Origin of the sequence: Collinsella sp. AM42-18AC, assembly GCF_003467965.1 — a bacterium.
Taxonomy (GTDB): Bacteria; Actinomycetota; Coriobacteriia; order Coriobacteriales; family Coriobacteriaceae; genus Collinsella.
Genome location: NZ_QSFY01000003.1, coordinates 77,317 through 92,532, shown reverse-complemented (window position 1 = coordinate 92,532; position 15,216 = coordinate 77,317). Strand labels below are relative to the sequence as shown.

The window sequence follows — 15,216 nt, the reverse complement described above, 5'->3', positions numbered from 1 at the left end:
CGCGTAGGGCCCCGCAAGTCCGCGCCTAGTACTATCCGCACTTTCGATACGTAAAGGAGCGTATACATGGATTTGGGTATTTCCACCAACCCCACGCCAGAGCTCTACACCATTAAGGTGACCGGTGAGATCGATATCTCTAACGCCGATAGCCTGCGCAATGCCATCGACCTGGCGCTCGAGCAGCCCACTGAGGCCGTTGAGCTCGATTTTGCCCAGGTGAGCTACATCGATTCGACGGGCATTGGCGTGCTTGTGGGCGCCGCACACCACGCAGCTGATCATGGTAAGCGTTTTAGCTGCGTCAACGTGCAGCCCCCGGTGATGCGCGTGGTTCAGCTGTTGGGCGTCGACCAGGAGATTTCGATCACCGCTGCATAATCTTTGCCCCCAAAAGGGCGTGCCGTTTGGCATATGTTTGTGATGCGCTCGGACGTTTTGGCGTCCGGGCGCTATACTTGACCGAATGAATAGACGAGTTCCGGCCGAATGGCGCGGTGCGGGCTCGACTCACATCGAGCCTTGGAGGTATGTGTGTTTGGTATTGGAGAGGGTGAGCTCGCGATCATCGTGGTCTTCGGCTTTTTGCTGTTTGGCCCGGATAAGCTCCCGCAGATGGGCCGCACGATCGGCCGTGCCATCCGTCAGTTCCGCGAGACGCAGGAAAAGATGACGGCGGTTGTCCAGTCCGAGATCATCGATCCGGTAAGCGAGGCCGCTTCGGCTCCGGTCAAGCCCAAGAAGGCTGCCGTCGATGACGATTCCGATGCGGACGAGGATGCTGCCGAGACGGTAGCGCCCGCCAAGAAGGAGACCTTTGCCGAGCGTCGTGCCCGCCTTGCTGCCGAGAAGGCCGCGAGCGAGGCTGCCGCCGAGGGCGAGGGTGCTGCTGAGGAGGCCGAGAGTGCAGAGCCCGCCGCCGCTGTCGAGCCCGAGCCTGCTGCAGAGCCCGAGCCCGAGCCGGCAGAGCCCACGACGGCCGACCTCTACGCCCGTCGTCCCCGCAAGCGCAAAGCCGTCGTCGACCAGCTCGCTCGCGAGCTCGAGGCCGAAGACGACACCGCTGCCGCCGACGCCCCGAAGGGAGGCGATGAGTAATGCCTATCGGACCTGCGCGAATGCCGCTCTTAGATCACCTGGGAGAGCTCCGTCGCCGTCTGACCATCGTGGTCGTGTCGGTCTTTGCCGCCGCTATCGTGCTGTATTTCGCCACGCCCGTGGTGCTCGACATCCTGAAAGACCCCATCCGCACCTTTGTGCCGGACGGTAAGTTCTACATCACCACGACGCTTGGTGGCTTTGGTCTGCGCTTTTCGCTGGCCATCAAGATGGCCGTGGTCATGTGCACACCTATGATTATCTGGCAGATTCTGGCGTTTTTCCTGCCGGCGCTTCGCCCCAACGAGCGCAAGTGGGTCGTACCCACGGTGCTCGCCTCGACGGTGCTGTTCTTCTTGGGCGCAATCTTTTGCTATTTCATCATCATCCCGGCGGGTTTCGAGTGGCTTATCAGCGAGACTTCGGCCGTCGCCATGGCGTGGCCCGACCTGGAGGACTACGTCAACATGGAGCTGCTCTTTATGATCGGCTTTGGTGTGGCGTTTGAGCTGCCGCTCATCATCTTCTACCTGTCCGTGTTCCACTTCGTGTCCTACGCGGCTTTCCGCAGCGCCTGGCGCTATGTGTACGTGGGCCTGCTTGTGGGCTCGGCTGTGATTACGCCCGATGGTTCGCCCGTTACGCTGGGCCTCATGTATGGCGCCCTGCTCTCGCTCTACGAGATCTCGCTTGCCATCGCCCGCGTGGTCATTACCGCGCGCGAGGGCAAGGAGGGCCTGTTTGTGAGCCGTCTGGACCTGTTCTCGGACGATGAGGACGACGAGGAGTAAAACGGTATGCACGAGGTTGGCATTGTCAACGGCATACTCGATACAGTGATTCGCGCGGCGCGTGGGGCGGGGGCCTCGCGCGCCGTTTTGGTAACGCTGCGTATCGGGGATATGACCGAAGTTGTGCGCGAGGCGCTCGACTTTGCGTGGGAGACGTTTCGCGACGAGGACCCGCTCACGCGCGGCTGCGAGCTTGCCGTGGAGGAGGTCCATCCACAAAGCGAGTGTCTAGACTGCGGCGAGGTTTTCGACCACGATCGCTTCCACTGTCGCTGTCCTCAGTGTGGTGGTGCCAACGTGCGCCTACTGCACGGCCGCGAGCTCGATATCGCAAGTATCGAAATCGAAACCCCCGACGATTAGCCCGCTAGCCATCTGGTGATGGGGTATAAAGGGGCCAAAGTAAGGAGCGCTAAGTATGGCCGAGAAAACGATTGATATTGCATCGCCGATTCTGTCGCGCAATGAGCGCCTGGCAGATCAGCTGCGTCAGCGATTTAATGAGGCAGGCACCTATGTGATCAATGTGCTGTCAAGCCCCGGTTCGGGTAAGACCACTACGATTCTGGGCACCAACGAACGCCTGCGCGACAAGGCCGGCCTGCGCTGTGCCGTCATCGAGGGCGATATCGCCTCGGATGTCGACGCCATCACCATGAAGGAAGCCGGCATGCCCGCCATCCAGATCAACACGGGCGGCCTGTGCCACCTCGAGGGCAACATGATCATGGAGGCCGTCGACGCTTTCGATCAGGCTGTGGGTCTGGAAAGCATTGACGTCATCTTTATCGAAAACGTGGGTAACCTGGTCTGCCCAGTCGACTTTGACCTGGGCGAGAACCTGTCCATCATGATCCTCTCGGTGCCCGAGGGCGACGACAAGCCCATCAAGTACCCGGGCATCTTCCAACACGCCGGCGCGCAGTTGCTCAACAAGGTCGACGTGGCCCCGGCTTTCGATTTTGACATGGATAGGTATACTAAGACCCTCGATGACCTCAATCCGCAGGCGCCGCGGTTTGCCGTGAGCGCGCGCAAGGGCGAGGGCATGGATGCCTGGTGCGATTGGCTCATCGGGCAGATTGAGCAAGCAAGGGCGTAAATCGGCCGCCATACAGGTGGGCGTAGCCGCAGAGACATGAGATAGGAGCCTCTTTTGAAGCTCATCATCGCCGAGAAAAACGACGCCGCGCGTCAGATCGCCGAGCGGCTGTCCACGGGTAAGCCCAAAAAGGACAAGGTGTACAACACCGCCATCTACCGTTTTGAGTGGAAGGGCGAGGAGTGCGTGACCATCGGCCTTGCCGGTCACATCCTGGCGCCCGATTTTTGCGACAGCGTGCTGTTCGATAAAAAGCTGGGTTGGTATTCGGTGACCGAGGACGGTGAGATGTTGCCGGCCGATATGCCCGATGGCCTGGCCCGTCCGCCGTACGACACCAAGCGCAAGCCGTTCCTTGCCGATGGCATTTCCATCAAGGGCTGGAAGCTCGAGAGCCTGCCTTACCTCACCTGGGCGCCCGTCATTAAGCTACCGGCCGAAAAGGAACTCATTCGTTCGCTCAAGAACCTTGCTAAAAAGTCCGACAGCGTCATCATCGCCACGGACTTCGACCGCGAGGGCGAACTGATCGGTTCGGACGCTCTCAACAAGGTGCGTGAGGTTGCGCCCGACTTGCCGGTCGCCCGTGCCCAGTATTCTTCGTTTACCAAGGCCGAGATCACGCACGCCTTCGATAATCTCGTCTCGCTCGACCAGAACCTGGCCGACGCCGGCGAGAGCCGTCAGCACATCGACCTTATCTGGGGCGCGGTGCTCACGCGCTATCTGACGCTCGCCAAGTTTGGCGGCTTTGGCAACGTGCGTTCCGCCGGTCGCGTGCAGACGCCGACGCTTGCCCTGGTGGTCGAGCGCGAGCGCGAGCGTATGGCGTTTGTGCCCGAGGACTATTGGCAGATTCGCGGTATGGGTGCCGCGCAGGGTGCCGCCGAGGACGACCGCTTTAAGATCGCGCACAAGACAGCGCGCTTTACCGACAAGGATGCTGCCGAGACGGCGTATGGTCACGTCGACGGCGTCAAGACGGCGACCGTTGCCGCGGTGACCAAGCGCTCGCGTAAGCAGCAGCCGCCCACGCCGTTTGCGACGACCTCGCTGCAGGCTGCCGCTGCGGCCGAGGGCATCTCGCCTGCGCGTACGATGCGAATCGCCGAGTCCCTCTACATGGCCGGTCTCATCAGCTACCCGCGTGTCGACAATACCGTGTACCCTGCGACGCTCGATCTGGGCGCCGTGGTGAGCGACCTGGCAAAGATCAACCCGGCGCTGGCGCCCGTGTGCAAAAAGGTGCTCGCCGGTCCCATGAAGCCCACGCGCGGCAAGGTCGAGACTACCGACCATCCGCCGATCTATCCCACGGGCGAGGGCGATCCGTCCACGCTCGACGGCGGCCAGCGCAAGCTCTACGACCTCATTGCCCGCCGCTTCCTGGCAACGCTCATGGGGCCCGCGACCATCGAGAACACCAAGCTCGAGCTCGACGTCAACGGCGAGCCGTTCGTGGCCTCGGGCGACGTGCTCGTGACTCCGGGCTTCCGCGAGGCGTATCCGTACGGACTCAAGCGCGATGAGCAGATGCCGCCGCTGGAGCAGGGTGATACGGTCGACGTGTTCGACATGAAGCTCGAGGCCAAGCAGACCGAGCCGCCCGCGCGCTACAGCCAGGGCAAGCTCGTGCAGGAGATGGAAAAGCGCGGCCTGGGCACCAAGTCCACGCGCGCGAGCATCATCGAGCGCCTGTACGCCGTGCGCTACCTCAAAAACGATCCCGTGGAGCCGAGCCAGCTGGGCATCGCCATCATCGACGCGCTGACGCAGTTTGCCCCGCGCATCACGAGCCCCGATATGACCAGCGAGCTCGACGGCGACATGACCCGTGTGGAGCGCGGCGAGGACACCGAAGAGCATGTCGTGACGCACTCGCGCGCGCTGCTGGCCGGCGTGCTCGACGAGCTGCTCAAGCACACGCAGGAGCTGGGCGACGCCATCAGCGACGCCGTCACGGCCGATGCGCGCGTGGGCGCCTGCCCCAAGTGCGGCAAGGACCTGGTTATGAAGACGAGCGCCAAGACCCGCGGCAGCTTTATCGGCTGCATGGGCTGGCCCGACTGCGGCGTGACCTATCCGGTGCCGAGCGGCGTCAAGGTGAGCCCGCTCGAGGGCGAGGCCGCCGTGTGCCCCGAATGCGGTGCGCCGCGCATTAAGTGTCAGCCGTTCCGCCAGAAGGCTTTCGAGATCTGCGTGAACCCGACGTGCCCCACCAACTACGAGCCCGACCTTAAGGTGGGCGAGTGCAAGGTGTGTGCCGAGGCCGGACGCCATGGCGACCTGATCGCGCACAAGAGTGAGAAGAGCGGCAAGCGCTTTATCCGCTGCACCAACTACGATGACTGCGGCGTGAGCTATCCGCTGCCGGCGCGTGGCAAGCTCGAGGCGACGGGCGAGACCTGTCCCGAGTGCGGCGCCCCCATCGTGGTGGTCAACACGGCGCGCGGTCCGTGGCGTATCTGCGTCAACATGGACTGCCCGACCAAGGAGAAGAAGCCCGCCCGCGGTCGCAAGACCACAACCAAGGCGAGCACGGCAAAGAAGACGACGGCGGCCAAGAAGACGACGGCTAAGAAAGCCACTGCCGCCAAGAAGACGACCGCGAAGAAGTCGACTGCCAAGAAAACAGCCGCCGACAAGTAACGGCGCAGTCGAAACATTGCCCAAAAAAACGAGCGAGGACCCCGCGATCCTCGCTCGTTTTTTTGACCGGCAGTTAGGGATGTTCTTTTTCTGCCGGCAGTTTAGGAACGTCCCTAACTGCCGGCTCGGGAACGACAAAGCGCTAGTTCACCTCGACAGGCTTGGCGCCGGGATAGCGCTCCTCAAAGTCTAGGCGGTACTTATTGTCATTGGTGCCCGCCACGTTGTCGCGCGACAGCGGCGCCACGATCTCATTCTTGTGGTCCGCAGGCTTGGCGTATTTCAGGCTGATCTCCCAGGCATCACAGATTGCGTCAATGCGGTGATCCAGGTCGTCGTACAGGGCGATGATGTCCTTCCAGGAGCTGTAGTTCTTGGAGCTCGTCGGGACGTCCAGGTCCTCGACGATGTCGTAATACTGCTCGATGGTGTCCTCCGTGCGCTCGGCGACGTCGGCGAGATTTTGACGGGTGGTTCGATCCTCTTCCAGATAGTTGCCGTTGAAGTTCTGCGCGCAGCCACGGACCTGGCTGTCGAGATCTTCGAGCAGGTCGTAGTATTCGCTCAGTCGGCGGTAGAGGTTCTGCTCAGAGAGCGTTGCTTCGCCGCCATCCTCGTCGTCATCATCGTCATCGTCGTAAAGGCTATTGGGATCGCCGAGAGGCTCAAGGTCATCATCGTCAACATCGTGGTGCAGCTTGGTAACCTCGGCGGTCGTCTGCGTACCGGCGTTGTCGAAAGGCTTGATCACAAAGAAAATGACCAGGGCGATGATGATCGCCACCAGCACAACGATAACGGCGATAAGCGGCCCGGTGCCGCTCTTTTTGGAAGCGGGGGTCTGTGGCGAAGCGGGCGCGTATGCGGGAGCCGGCTGCTGTTGGGGCGAGCCGCTCGCGACGGGTATGCGCTGCGTGGTCTCGACGGCCTCGGTCCTTGCGGCGGGGTCGGGGCTATAGGCGAGGGGGTCGTCCGCCTTGGCTTGCGGCGCATCAAGGGAGCCGGTCTGCTCAAAAGCGGGCTGGCTATCGCTCGCGGCTGTTTGCTCAACGGGTGCACCGCACGAGGTGCAGAACTTGGCATCATCTGCAAGACGCTTGCCGCACGAGGCACAATACCGAGACATTGCCACTCCTTTCGCCACATTTCAATGCAATACGACGATTATACCCAGCATCCAAAATTCCCCATCATAAGTTGCGGTGAAATAGGGACTGTTTGGCGGTCTCAGAGCTTCAATCAGTCCCTATTTCACCGCAACTTTGGAAAGGCGCCTTTAGCCATTGGGGACGCGCCGAGCACTGGGGTATCATGGCTTGGTTGATATATCTGCATTTACGCGCCTTGTAGGAAGGGGCTGCGCCCATGGCTTTTGAGCCTGCTCAACATAGCTTTATCACGCTCGAGGGCGTCGACGGTGCCGGCAAGTCCACGCAGGCGCGCCTGCTTGCCCGCGCGCTCGAACTCGCTGGCTATCAGGTCGTAACTCTGCGCGAGCCGGGTGGCACTGCCATCAGCGAAAAGATTCGCGCCCTGCTGCTCGACCCCGCCAACACGGCGATGGGCGATACCTGCGAGCTGTTGCTCTACGAGGCTGCGCGTGCCCAGTTGGTGCACGAGGTCATAGCCCCCGCCCTTGCGGCCGGCAAGGTGGTCCTGTGCGATCGCTTCTACGATTCCACGACCTGCTACCAGGCATTTGCCGACGGCCTCGATCGCCAGATGGTGCGCGACGCCAACAACCTGGCCGTCGCGGGAACGCACCCGGCGCTCACACTCGTCTACCACATCACGCCCGAGCAGGCGGCGCTACGCATGGCAGCCCGTGGCGCGGCAGATCGCATGGAGGCTAAGGGCATGGCATTCCAGGAGCGTGTCTACGAGGGGTTTTGCGCAATTGCTGCCGAGGAGCCAGACCGCGTAAAGCTCATCGACGCCACTACGACCGTCGAGGAAGTCTTCGAGAAGACGGTCGAGCAGGTTCGCGCGTACGGTCTCGACATTCCGCAGGAAGCCGTCGCCGCCGCGCTTGCCAAGGAGGCCGAGTAACATGGCCCCCGCTCAGGCAAGCCTGCTGGCCAAGCTCGACACCCAAGAGCGCGTGCGTGACTTTTTGACCAATGCCGTCGCTAGCGGTCGCGCATCGCACGCCTACCTGTTTTTGGGCGCTCCCGGCGCGGGCAAGCTCGACGCCGCGTGGGCGCTCGCCCAAGCCTTCCTGTGCGAGCAGAATGGCTGCGGCTCATGCGATAGCTGCGTGCGCGTCGCCCGCCATACGCACCCCGACGTGCACTATTACACGCCCGAGAGCGCCACGGGTTACCTCATTGCCCAGACCCGCGAGCTGCTCGATGACGTGCCACTGGCGCCCATCCGTGCCAAGGCCAAGGTCTACATCATCGACCGTGCCGAGCAACTGCGTGCCAACACCGCCAACGCACTGCTCAAAACGCTCGAGGAGCCGCCCGAGGGCGTTATGTTTATCTTGCTGGGCACCTCGGCCGACGTGATGCTGCCCACTATCGTGAGTCGTTGCCAGTGTGTGCCGTTTCGGCTGGTATCGCCCGCCGTCGCCGCGCAGGCCGTGAGCCGCGCCACCGGTCAGGACCCTGCGCGTTGCCGCATGGCGGTCGCCGTGGCGGGAAGCCCCACACGCGGCATCGAGTTTCTTAAGAGCGCCGAGCGCCAGGACGCCCGCCGTCAGATGGTCCGTGCCATCGACTCACTCATTGCCGCCGACGAGGCCGACGTGCTCAGTCGCGCCAAGTCGCTCATCGTCGCCGTCAAGGCGCCGCTTGCCGAGGTCAAGTCCACGCAGGAAAAGGTACTCGAGCAAAACGCCGACTACCTGTCGCGTGGAGCATTGAAGCAGCTTGAGGACCGCAACAAGCGCGAACTCAACGCGCGCGAGCGTTCGGGTATCATGGAAGCGCTGGCGAGCGCGCGGACGCTCATGCGCGACGTGCTGCTGACACTTCAGGACGAGGCAGCCGACGTGGTGAACGAGGACGTGCGCGACACGATCGGTCGGCTTGCCGCCGCGACCAATGTTGCGGGTGCCACCCAGGCGCTCGAGGCGGTCGCGACCGCCGAGCGCAACATCGCCAGAAACGTTACTCCCCAGCTGGCCATCGAGGTCATGCTGTTCGATATCAGGAAGGCACTGAAATGCCGTTAGTCGTACCCGTTAAGTTTACCTACGCCTCGCGCGACCTGTGGTTCGACCCGCAGGACCTGGATATCCTCGAGGCAGATTACGCTATTTGCTCCACCGAGCGCGGAACCGAGATCGGCCTGGTCACGGCTGATCCCTTCGAGGTACCGCAAGACGAGATCGGCCAGCCGCTCAAGCCCGTGCTGCGCGTGGCGAGCGACATCGACCTGCAGCTTGCCGATGATCTGGCCATCCAAGGCGACGAGGCCATGGTCGATTTCCGTCGCCTGGTCAAGGAGCTCGACCTCGAGATGAAGCCGGTCGGCGTCGAGTACCTGTTTGGCGGCGAGAAGGCCGTGTTCTACTTTGCGGCCGAGGAGCGCGTCGATTTTCGTCAGCTCGTCAAGGATCTGTCCTCGACGCTGCACATTCGCGTCGACATGCGCCAGATCGGCGTGCGCGACGAGACTCGCCTGGTGGGCGGCTATGCCCAGTGCGGCCAGGAGCTCTGCTGCACGCGCTTTGGCGGACAGTTTGAGCCCGTCTCGATCCGCATGGCAAAAGAGCAGGACCTGCCGCTCAATTCCTCCAAGATCAGCGGCGTTTGCGGCCGCCTGATGTGCTGCCTGCGCTATGAGTTCGAAGCGTACAAGGACTTTAAGAGCCGTGCGCCCAAAAAGAAGACGCTCATCGATACGCCGCTCGGCAAGGCGCGTATTCAGGAATATGACACGCCGCGTGAGCAGCTGGTGCTGCGCCTGGAGAACGGCAAGGTCTTTAAGGTCAACCTGGCCGATATGACCTGCTCGGAGGGCTGCAAAAAGAAGGCCGCCGAGCAGGGCTGCAACTGCCGCCCCGACTGCGTGACGCGCGACGTGCTCGAGCGCATCGAGTCGCCCGAGATGCGCCTGGCGCTCATGGAGCTCGACCGCGAGAACGGCGTCGACGTGGGCGATGGCCTGTCGAGCGCCGACCGTCTGGCCGGTACGTCGATGCCCAAGCGCCGTCGTCGCGATGCCGATTCCGATGCTCGCGCCGGTCAGGGGCAGGGCGAGGGCCGTGGCCGCGGAAAGGGCCGTGGCAATGCCGCAACGCCTGAGGCCGAGGAGGCCGCCGGTGGCCGTCGTCGTCGCAAGCGCGCGGGCTCGGGCGATGCTGCCGAGGCTGCAGCCGCGGGCAAGAACGCCTCTCGCGAGCGCGAGGTTCAGCAACCCCAGCAGCAGAATCGCGGCGGTGGCATGAACCCCACACGTCGCCGCCGCCGTCATCTGTCGAGCGAGGAGCGCGAGGACGCCTTCCGCGCCGCAGCTGCTCGCGAGGCTGGTGCCGCTTCCAAGGGCGCCTCGGCCTCCGATGCGTCTGCCGACAAGGGCGGCAAGTCACGTGGCGAGGATGAGCGCGCGCCGCGTCCGCGCCGTCGCCATTCCTCGGGCGCGCAGCAGAAGCCTTCAGTGCCCTCCGTGGCCGATCAGGTCTCGGATGGCGAGGTCAAGGTCACGCGCCGTCGTCCCGGAGATGGCGGGGGAGCGGCTGCTAAGGCTTCGCGTGGCGCCGCTCGCGACGAGCGCGAGCCGCGCGAGGATCGCGGTGGCGAGGGCTCGGCCGACCAGGGTCAAAAGCGCCGTCGCCGTCGCCGTTCCCGCAAGCCGCGCCAGGATGGTGGCGAGGGCTCGACCCCGTCTTCGTCCGCACCACAACCGCCCGCCGGCGAATAACGCCCGCGAGCGGATTTAGCCCGCCTTGCCCCGAGCGCATCGGGGTATCATAGCGCCGAATCAACAACCCTCCCTGCGACCGAACGTAGGGAGGGTTGTGTCTTGAAGAGCCATCTGAACATATTGAGCTGTCTGCAGGGTGCCGGTGCCCTACCGTTTGCGGACGAATTACTACCGTTTGCCGAGCGGGTGGCACGCGAGGCGCTCGAGGCATTGTCGCCAACACGATGTGCCGGCTGCGAGCGCGCCGGTGCGCTTATTTGCCAAGACTGCCTGGCCGCGCTCACGCTCATCGACCCACGTCATAGCTGCACCCGATGCGGTGCCCCGTTTGGGGATTTGCTGTGCACTGAGTGTTCGGTCGAGGGCACGTCCTCGGCAATGGCGGAGGCGCTCGACCGCTGCCTGGCGTGCGCCGTCTATGCGCATCCGCTGCCGCGCATCATTAAAGCGTACAAGGACGCGGGCGAGCGACGCCTGGCGCCGTATCTGGCGGAGCTGCTCTACGACACCGCCCTGCATGCCCAGGTCGTAGCGCCCGATCGCTACGGAGGTGTGCTGTCCGGTGCGGATGCGGTGGTGTTTGTGCCTGCGACGGCGGCAGCGTTTCGGCGGCGTGGCTTTGATCATATGGAGGCCATTGCGCGCCCATTTTGCGAGCTGTCGGGTGTTCCCCTGCTCGATGCCCTCGTCAAGTACGGGCATGGCGACCAGCGCGAACTCGGTCGTGAGGAGCGTCGCGAGCGTGCCCAAGGCATGTACGAGACGGTTGAGGACGTGCACGGCCGCCGCTTACTGCTTATCGATGACGTTATCACCACGGGCGCGACCATGGCAGCAGCCTCGGCGGAGCTCAAGCGTGCCGGCGCTGCGGCAGTCGATGGCCTTGCTATCGCACGTGTTTGGTAGGGGTGGTTTTGTGGCAGTGAAGATTGAGCGGCGCAACGAGCCGACAGACGAACAGCTAGCGGCTTCCGTAATCCTAACAGGCGCCTCGGCGCTACGCATGATGCGCGCCGAGCGCCGGCAGATGGGCTACATAAGCTGGAAGGACCTCGATCCCGATGAAGAGCGCCGTGTGCTGCGCACGTCGTCGCCCTCGACCGAGGACATCTATCTTCCCGACTTGGTGCGGATTGGGGCCGCAAGCAGCGAGGTGCAAGAGGATTTGTGCTTGCTGGTGGGATCTGCGGCGCAGCGCCGCCGCATGCCTGGCGTGGGCTGGTCCGTATGCTCCGGGTTGCCCGCCGGCTCGATTCTAGAGGTGGAACCGGGGGTGTACAGTCTATCTCCCGAGGCCCTTTGTGTTGCCATCGCCCGCGAGGTCGGCTGTATCCAGGCATTTGCCCTGGCCCAGGAGCTGTGCTCTAAGATTTCACTGAGCGACCGCGGGAAGTATCTGCCTCCCTACACCTCGCCTGTTACGAATAAACTTGCAAAGGACAAGGACCAGCCAGCAGACGTGGGCTACTTTGAAGTCGAGCCGGCGCTGACGCCCGATCGCCTGGCAGATTACCTTGCGGCATGCAAGGGGAATGTGGCCAAACAGCTGCAGCGTCTGTGTCCCTATCTTTCGGAAAACCTGCTCTCGCCCATGGAGTGCATCATGCTCGCCCTGTTTTCGCTTCCGTTTTCCTATGGCGGGTTTGCCTGCGGACCTTTTAAGACCGACTACAAGGTCGAGTTCGATGACCGTGCGCAGGCAATCTCGGGGATGCCTCATGCAGTTTGCGATGCGTATCAAGAGGCAGCCCGGTTTGACCTGGAATACAACGGTGAGCTGGGCCATTCCTCTCGGAGGGGACGTATCCATGATGAAAAACGCAACACGGGCTTGATTACTATGGGAATCGAGGTCGCGACGGTCAACAACGAAATGCTCTGTGACATGGAAGCGATGGAAGCGCTCGCATGGCGCATGCACCAGCGTATGCGAAAGCGGTACCGGAATCGTGTCGATGCTCGCAGGAAGAAGCAAGAGGCGTTGCTTAACACGCTGCGGGCGTGTTTTGGGCTTAAGCCGGTCTAATTCACGTCGAAAATAGGGGGTTAATCATATGCCCTGGCCAAAATATGGCAAATATGAGTACTGTCACTAAATCAGTAACAGCAAAATCAAGGAATTTAGGACTCGGAGGCGGCATAAAGTAAGAAGATAATAAACAAATGTGGAATAACTAAGCATCAGGTTGGCGACACTGAGCGCAAAATCTGTCCGAGAGGCCAAAATTGCCTGTTACTAAATTGGTGACAGTACTCATATTTGCCATTTTTTGGCCACGGCACCCTAGGAAGGGTGCCCCGGAGCTCCCCATAGGGGAGCTCCGGGCTTCACAGAGGCACGAATAGCCCAATCCGACCTGCGAAATCTGTACTCGCGATGCGAATGACGCCCCTAACCTTAAACTTTAGCTTGAACTTAGCTATAATGCGCTACGTTCCTACCAGGCTGTGGTTGCGGACGGACGAAATGCCCGCCCTAGTCCAAGACAGACGCGGTCAAAGGGATCCACGTAAGCGACCGCGTGCGCGCGGCGCGATCATGGCGCGTCCTAGATGTAAGCCGCACCGTCCGTTCTACTTTCTTTGGGGCAATACCGCCTCGCGGGCGAGCGGGCCAGTCGTGAAGGTGGCTGCGGCCTCCCGAGCAAACGCCCCGGTGCGCAAGTGTGGGGTCAAATACCAGGTCAGCTGGTGGGAACAACCTGATATTCCGCGCAACGCACGGATCGTATACGACACAGAAGGCAGGGTAGTGGACATGGTGAGGGGCAGCTTGATGCACGCGGCTCGGTTAGGTGCTGGGACCGCAGCGGTCATCGCCGTTTTGGGCCTGAGCGGATGCGCGTTCAACCCGCTGTCTACGTTCACGACTCCCACGATCGACCAGATCGAGTACGAGACCGTCACGCCGGCGGTGTCGGACGATGCCCTGGTCACTCCCGGAACCCTGACGGTCGCCCTCGATACTTCCGATGCGCCGCAGGCCATGCAGGACGCCGACGGCGAGCTCACGGGGTATGCGGTCGACGCCGCCCGCGCCCTCGCAAGCCGCATGGGCCTTAAGGTCGCCTTTGTCGATGCGTCCTCGGCAGGTTCCGCGCTCGGCGACAAAAAGGCTGATATCTTTATCGGCGAGATCAACTCCACGGACGGGGACGTTAGCTCGCTCGGCACCTGCCTGTACGATGCCGCTTCCGTGTTCGGTAAAACCAGCGATGGTGGGTCGCTAAGCGTTTCCACCGATACCCTTAACACGTCTACTCTGGGTGTCCAGATGTCCTCGGCCTCGCAGGAGGCGCTTGCTAAGCAGAGCATCACCGCCAACCAAAAGACCTACTCCAACATCAACGAGTGCTTTGAGGCGCTCGAGTCCGGCGAGGTCGACTATGTAATCTGCGACTCCACGGCCGGCGGCTACCTTGCACGCCTGATGAGCGAGGTCTCCTATGCCGGTTCGCTCGAGGCGCCCTCGACGCTTGGTGTTGCGGGCCTCTCGTCCAATGACGAACTGTGCCGTGCCGTGAGCGATGCCCTCGACGGTATTACGGCCGACGGCACGCTCGAGGCGGTCCACTCTGTCTGGTATGGCAGGATGCCCTACGACCTCACCACTAAGACGGTTTCGGGCGCTAACGTGCAGCCGGGCGACTCTGAGTCCAGTGAGACCGCATCCTCCGGCAGCGAGTCCTCCGATTCCAACAATGAGACCGCATCCTCCGAGGACAAATCGTCCAGCCAGGAAGGCACCATCACCGACGACGACATTAACAAACTTAATAGCTAGTTATTGCTAGGGGTGGTGTCTCCTATACGTTGGAAAGGACGCCTCTTCACGGTTTCAACACGCACTGCCGGGTTTCCCCAATAGGGGAGCCCGGCTTTTTTATCCCTATAAAACCAGCAGGTCAAAGCCAATTTTCGGGACCAAATACAAAGCCGTCGGCTCCCTTCTATAGCGCACTTTGCCACGGAAAAGTGCGAGACTTCGGTATGCGGTATCAAGCAATCGTTATTCGGGTCTTTAGGAATCCGCGTGATTAAATGCACGGCAATGGGTACATAGCCAGTACAGTAAGTCCCCGAGGCAGATTGGAGCCACGTATGGATATCAAGGTTTCTGGACGCAAGACGACGGTAACCGATGCTCTGCGTGCGCATGTGGATGAGAAGATCGGCGAGGCGCTCAAGGTTTTCGATATCGAGCCCATGACGGTCGACGTTGTACTTCGCTATGAGAAGAACCCCTCGAACCCCAACCCGGCAATCGTCGAGGTTACGGTTCGCGCCCGCGGTTCGGTGATTCGCGTTGCCGAGCACGGTGCAGATATGTACGCCGCCATCGACCTCTCCGCCGATAAGGTCACCCGCCAGCTGCGCAAGTTCAAGACCAAGGTCGTGGACAACCGCCAGGGCGGTGCCAGCGCAGCGGATGTTGCACCAGTCGAGCGCGTCGATGATCTGGCCGACCTGCTGCTGCCCGAGGAGGAGGACGACCTGCTCGTCCGCGAGAAGGTCATCGATGTCACCCCGATGACTGAGGAGCAGGCGCTGGTACAGACCGATCTGCTCGGCCACGACTTCTACGTGTTCGAGAACGCGACGACCGGCCTTATCAATGTGGTGTATCACCGTAAGAATGGTGGATATGGCATCATCAAGCCCCGCATCGAAACACTTGACGAGTAAAATACGTTAACTTGCATG

Annotated in this window: 14 protein-coding genes; 13 read left to right on the top strand and 1 reads right to left on the bottom strand. The window is 61.9% G+C overall.

Translation table 11 applies throughout. The annotated features are described in order from the left end of the window. Positions 1-66: 66 nt before the first annotated feature. The 6 genes from DW913_RS02930 to DW913_RS02905 all read left to right on the top strand — a co-directional run bounded on the left by DW913_RS02930 (position 67) and on the right by DW913_RS02905 (position 5,640). Positions 67-381: an STAS domain-containing protein gene (locus tag DW913_RS02930; RefSeq protein ID WP_089572422.1), complete on the top strand. Its 315-nt coding sequence runs from the start codon at positions 67-69 to the stop codon at positions 379-381. A gap of 153 nt (positions 382-534) precedes the next feature. Continuing rightward, on the top strand, positions 535-1,098 hold the full coding sequence (locus tag DW913_RS02925) for a twin-arginine translocase TatA/TatE family subunit (RefSeq protein ID WP_158566178.1): 564 nt from the start codon (positions 535-537) through the stop codon (positions 1,096-1,098). Next, positions 1,098-1,889 (top strand): twin-arginine translocase subunit TatC, encoded by a 792-nt coding sequence (gene tatC, locus DW913_RS02920; protein WP_117797517.1) that lies wholly within the window; start codon positions 1,098-1,100, stop codon positions 1,887-1,889. Before DW913_RS02925 ends, tatC begins: the two co-directional genes overlap by 1 nt. A 6-nt stretch (positions 1,890-1,895) precedes the next feature. Continuing rightward, entirely contained in the window at positions 1,896-2,252 is a 357-nt protein-coding gene (hypA, locus tag DW913_RS02915; protein WP_022093859.1) for a hydrogenase maturation nickel metallochaperone HypA, read from the top strand. 55 nt (positions 2,253-2,307) lie between these two features. Beyond that, complete coding sequence (hypB, locus tag DW913_RS02910; RefSeq protein ID WP_117797516.1) at positions 2,308-2,991, top strand: hydrogenase nickel incorporation protein HypB; 684 nt, start codon at positions 2,308-2,310, stop codon at positions 2,989-2,991. A 54-nt stretch (positions 2,992-3,045) separates the two neighbouring features. Further along, a complete protein-coding gene (locus DW913_RS02905) occupies positions 3,046-5,640 on the top strand; it encodes a DNA topoisomerase I (RefSeq protein WP_117797515.1) in 2,595 nt (864 codons plus the stop codon). 142 nt (positions 5,641-5,782) lie between these two features. Here the strand turns inward: DW913_RS02905 and DW913_RS02900 are convergent, their stop codons facing one another. Then, positions 5,783-6,766, bottom strand: coding sequence for a zinc-ribbon domain-containing protein (locus DW913_RS02900; RefSeq protein WP_089572419.1), 984 nt, complete (start codon positions 6,764-6,766; stop codon positions 5,783-5,785). Between the two features lie 239 nt (positions 6,767-7,005). Between DW913_RS02900 and tmk the strand changes: the two genes are divergently transcribed. The 7 genes from tmk to hpf all read left to right on the top strand — a co-directional run bounded on the left by tmk (position 7,006) and on the right by hpf (position 15,198). Next, positions 7,006-7,689 (top strand): dTMP kinase, encoded by a 684-nt coding sequence (tmk, locus tag DW913_RS02895; protein ID WP_117797514.1) that lies wholly within the window; start codon positions 7,006-7,008, stop codon positions 7,687-7,689. Between the two features lies 1 nt (position 7,690). Further along, the gene (locus DW913_RS02890; protein ID WP_117797513.1) at positions 7,691-8,818 is read left to right on the top strand and encodes an ATP-binding protein; all 1,128 of its coding nucleotides are present in this window, start codon (positions 7,691-7,693) and stop codon (positions 8,816-8,818) included. Further along, positions 8,809-10,509, top strand: coding sequence for a regulatory iron-sulfur-containing complex subunit RicT (locus tag DW913_RS02885; RefSeq protein ID WP_117797512.1), 1,701 nt, complete (start codon positions 8,809-8,811; stop codon positions 10,507-10,509). The genes DW913_RS02890 and DW913_RS02885 overlap by 10 nt, the downstream gene beginning before the upstream one ends. Positions 10,510-10,611: 102 nt before the next feature. Then, positions 10,612-11,418 (top strand): ComF family protein, encoded by an 807-nt coding sequence (locus DW913_RS02880; RefSeq protein WP_233541980.1) that lies wholly within the window; start codon positions 10,612-10,614, stop codon positions 11,416-11,418. A 10-nt stretch (positions 11,419-11,428) separates the two neighbouring features. Then, positions 11,429-12,538 carry a hypothetical protein gene (locus DW913_RS02875; protein ID WP_117797511.1) on the top strand — a complete coding sequence of 370 codons (1,110 nt, stop codon included), beginning with the start codon at positions 11,429-11,431 and terminating at the stop codon, positions 12,536-12,538. A gap of 750 nt (positions 12,539-13,288) precedes the next feature. Beyond that, on the top strand, positions 13,289-14,296 hold the full coding sequence (locus DW913_RS02870; protein WP_158550996.1) for an ABC transporter substrate-binding protein: 1,008 nt from the start codon (positions 13,289-13,291) through the stop codon (positions 14,294-14,296). Positions 14,297-14,613: 317 nt separating this feature from the next. Next, positions 14,614-15,198 carry a ribosome hibernation-promoting factor, HPF/YfiA family gene (hpf, locus tag DW913_RS02865; protein ID WP_117790550.1) on the top strand — a complete coding sequence of 195 codons (585 nt, stop codon included), beginning with the start codon at positions 14,614-14,616 and terminating at the stop codon, positions 15,196-15,198. Positions 15,199-15,216 lie beyond the last annotated feature (18 nt).

Coding starts and splice junctions, on each gene's coding strand:
- hypB (WP_117797516.1), top strand. CDS start 2,308: ATGGCCGAGAAAACGATTGATATTGCATCGCCGATTCTGTCGCGCAAT.
- tmk (WP_117797514.1), top strand. CDS start 7,006: ATGGCTTTTGAGCCTGCTCAACATAGCTTTATCACGCTCGAGGGCGTC.
- DW913_RS02885 (WP_117797512.1), top strand. CDS start 8,809: ATGCCGTTAGTCGTACCCGTTAAGTTTACCTACGCCTCGCGCGACCTG.
- DW913_RS02890 (WP_117797513.1), top strand. CDS start 7,691: ATGGCCCCCGCTCAGGCAAGCCTGCTGGCCAAGCTCGACACCCAAGAG.
- DW913_RS02870 (WP_158550996.1), top strand. CDS start 13,289: ATGCACGCGGCTCGGTTAGGTGCTGGGACCGCAGCGGTCATCGCCGTT.
- hpf (WP_117790550.1), top strand. CDS start 14,614: ATGGATATCAAGGTTTCTGGACGCAAGACGACGGTAACCGATGCTCTG.
- tatC (WP_117797517.1), top strand. CDS start 1,098: ATGCCTATCGGACCTGCGCGAATGCCGCTCTTAGATCACCTGGGAGAG.
- DW913_RS02900 (WP_089572419.1), bottom strand. CDS start 6,766: ATGTCTCGGTATTGTGCCTCGTGCGGCAAGCGTCTTGCAGATGATGCC.
- DW913_RS02930 (WP_089572422.1), top strand. CDS start 67: ATGGATTTGGGTATTTCCACCAACCCCACGCCAGAGCTCTACACCATT.
- hypA (WP_022093859.1), top strand. CDS start 1,896: ATGCACGAGGTTGGCATTGTCAACGGCATACTCGATACAGTGATTCGC.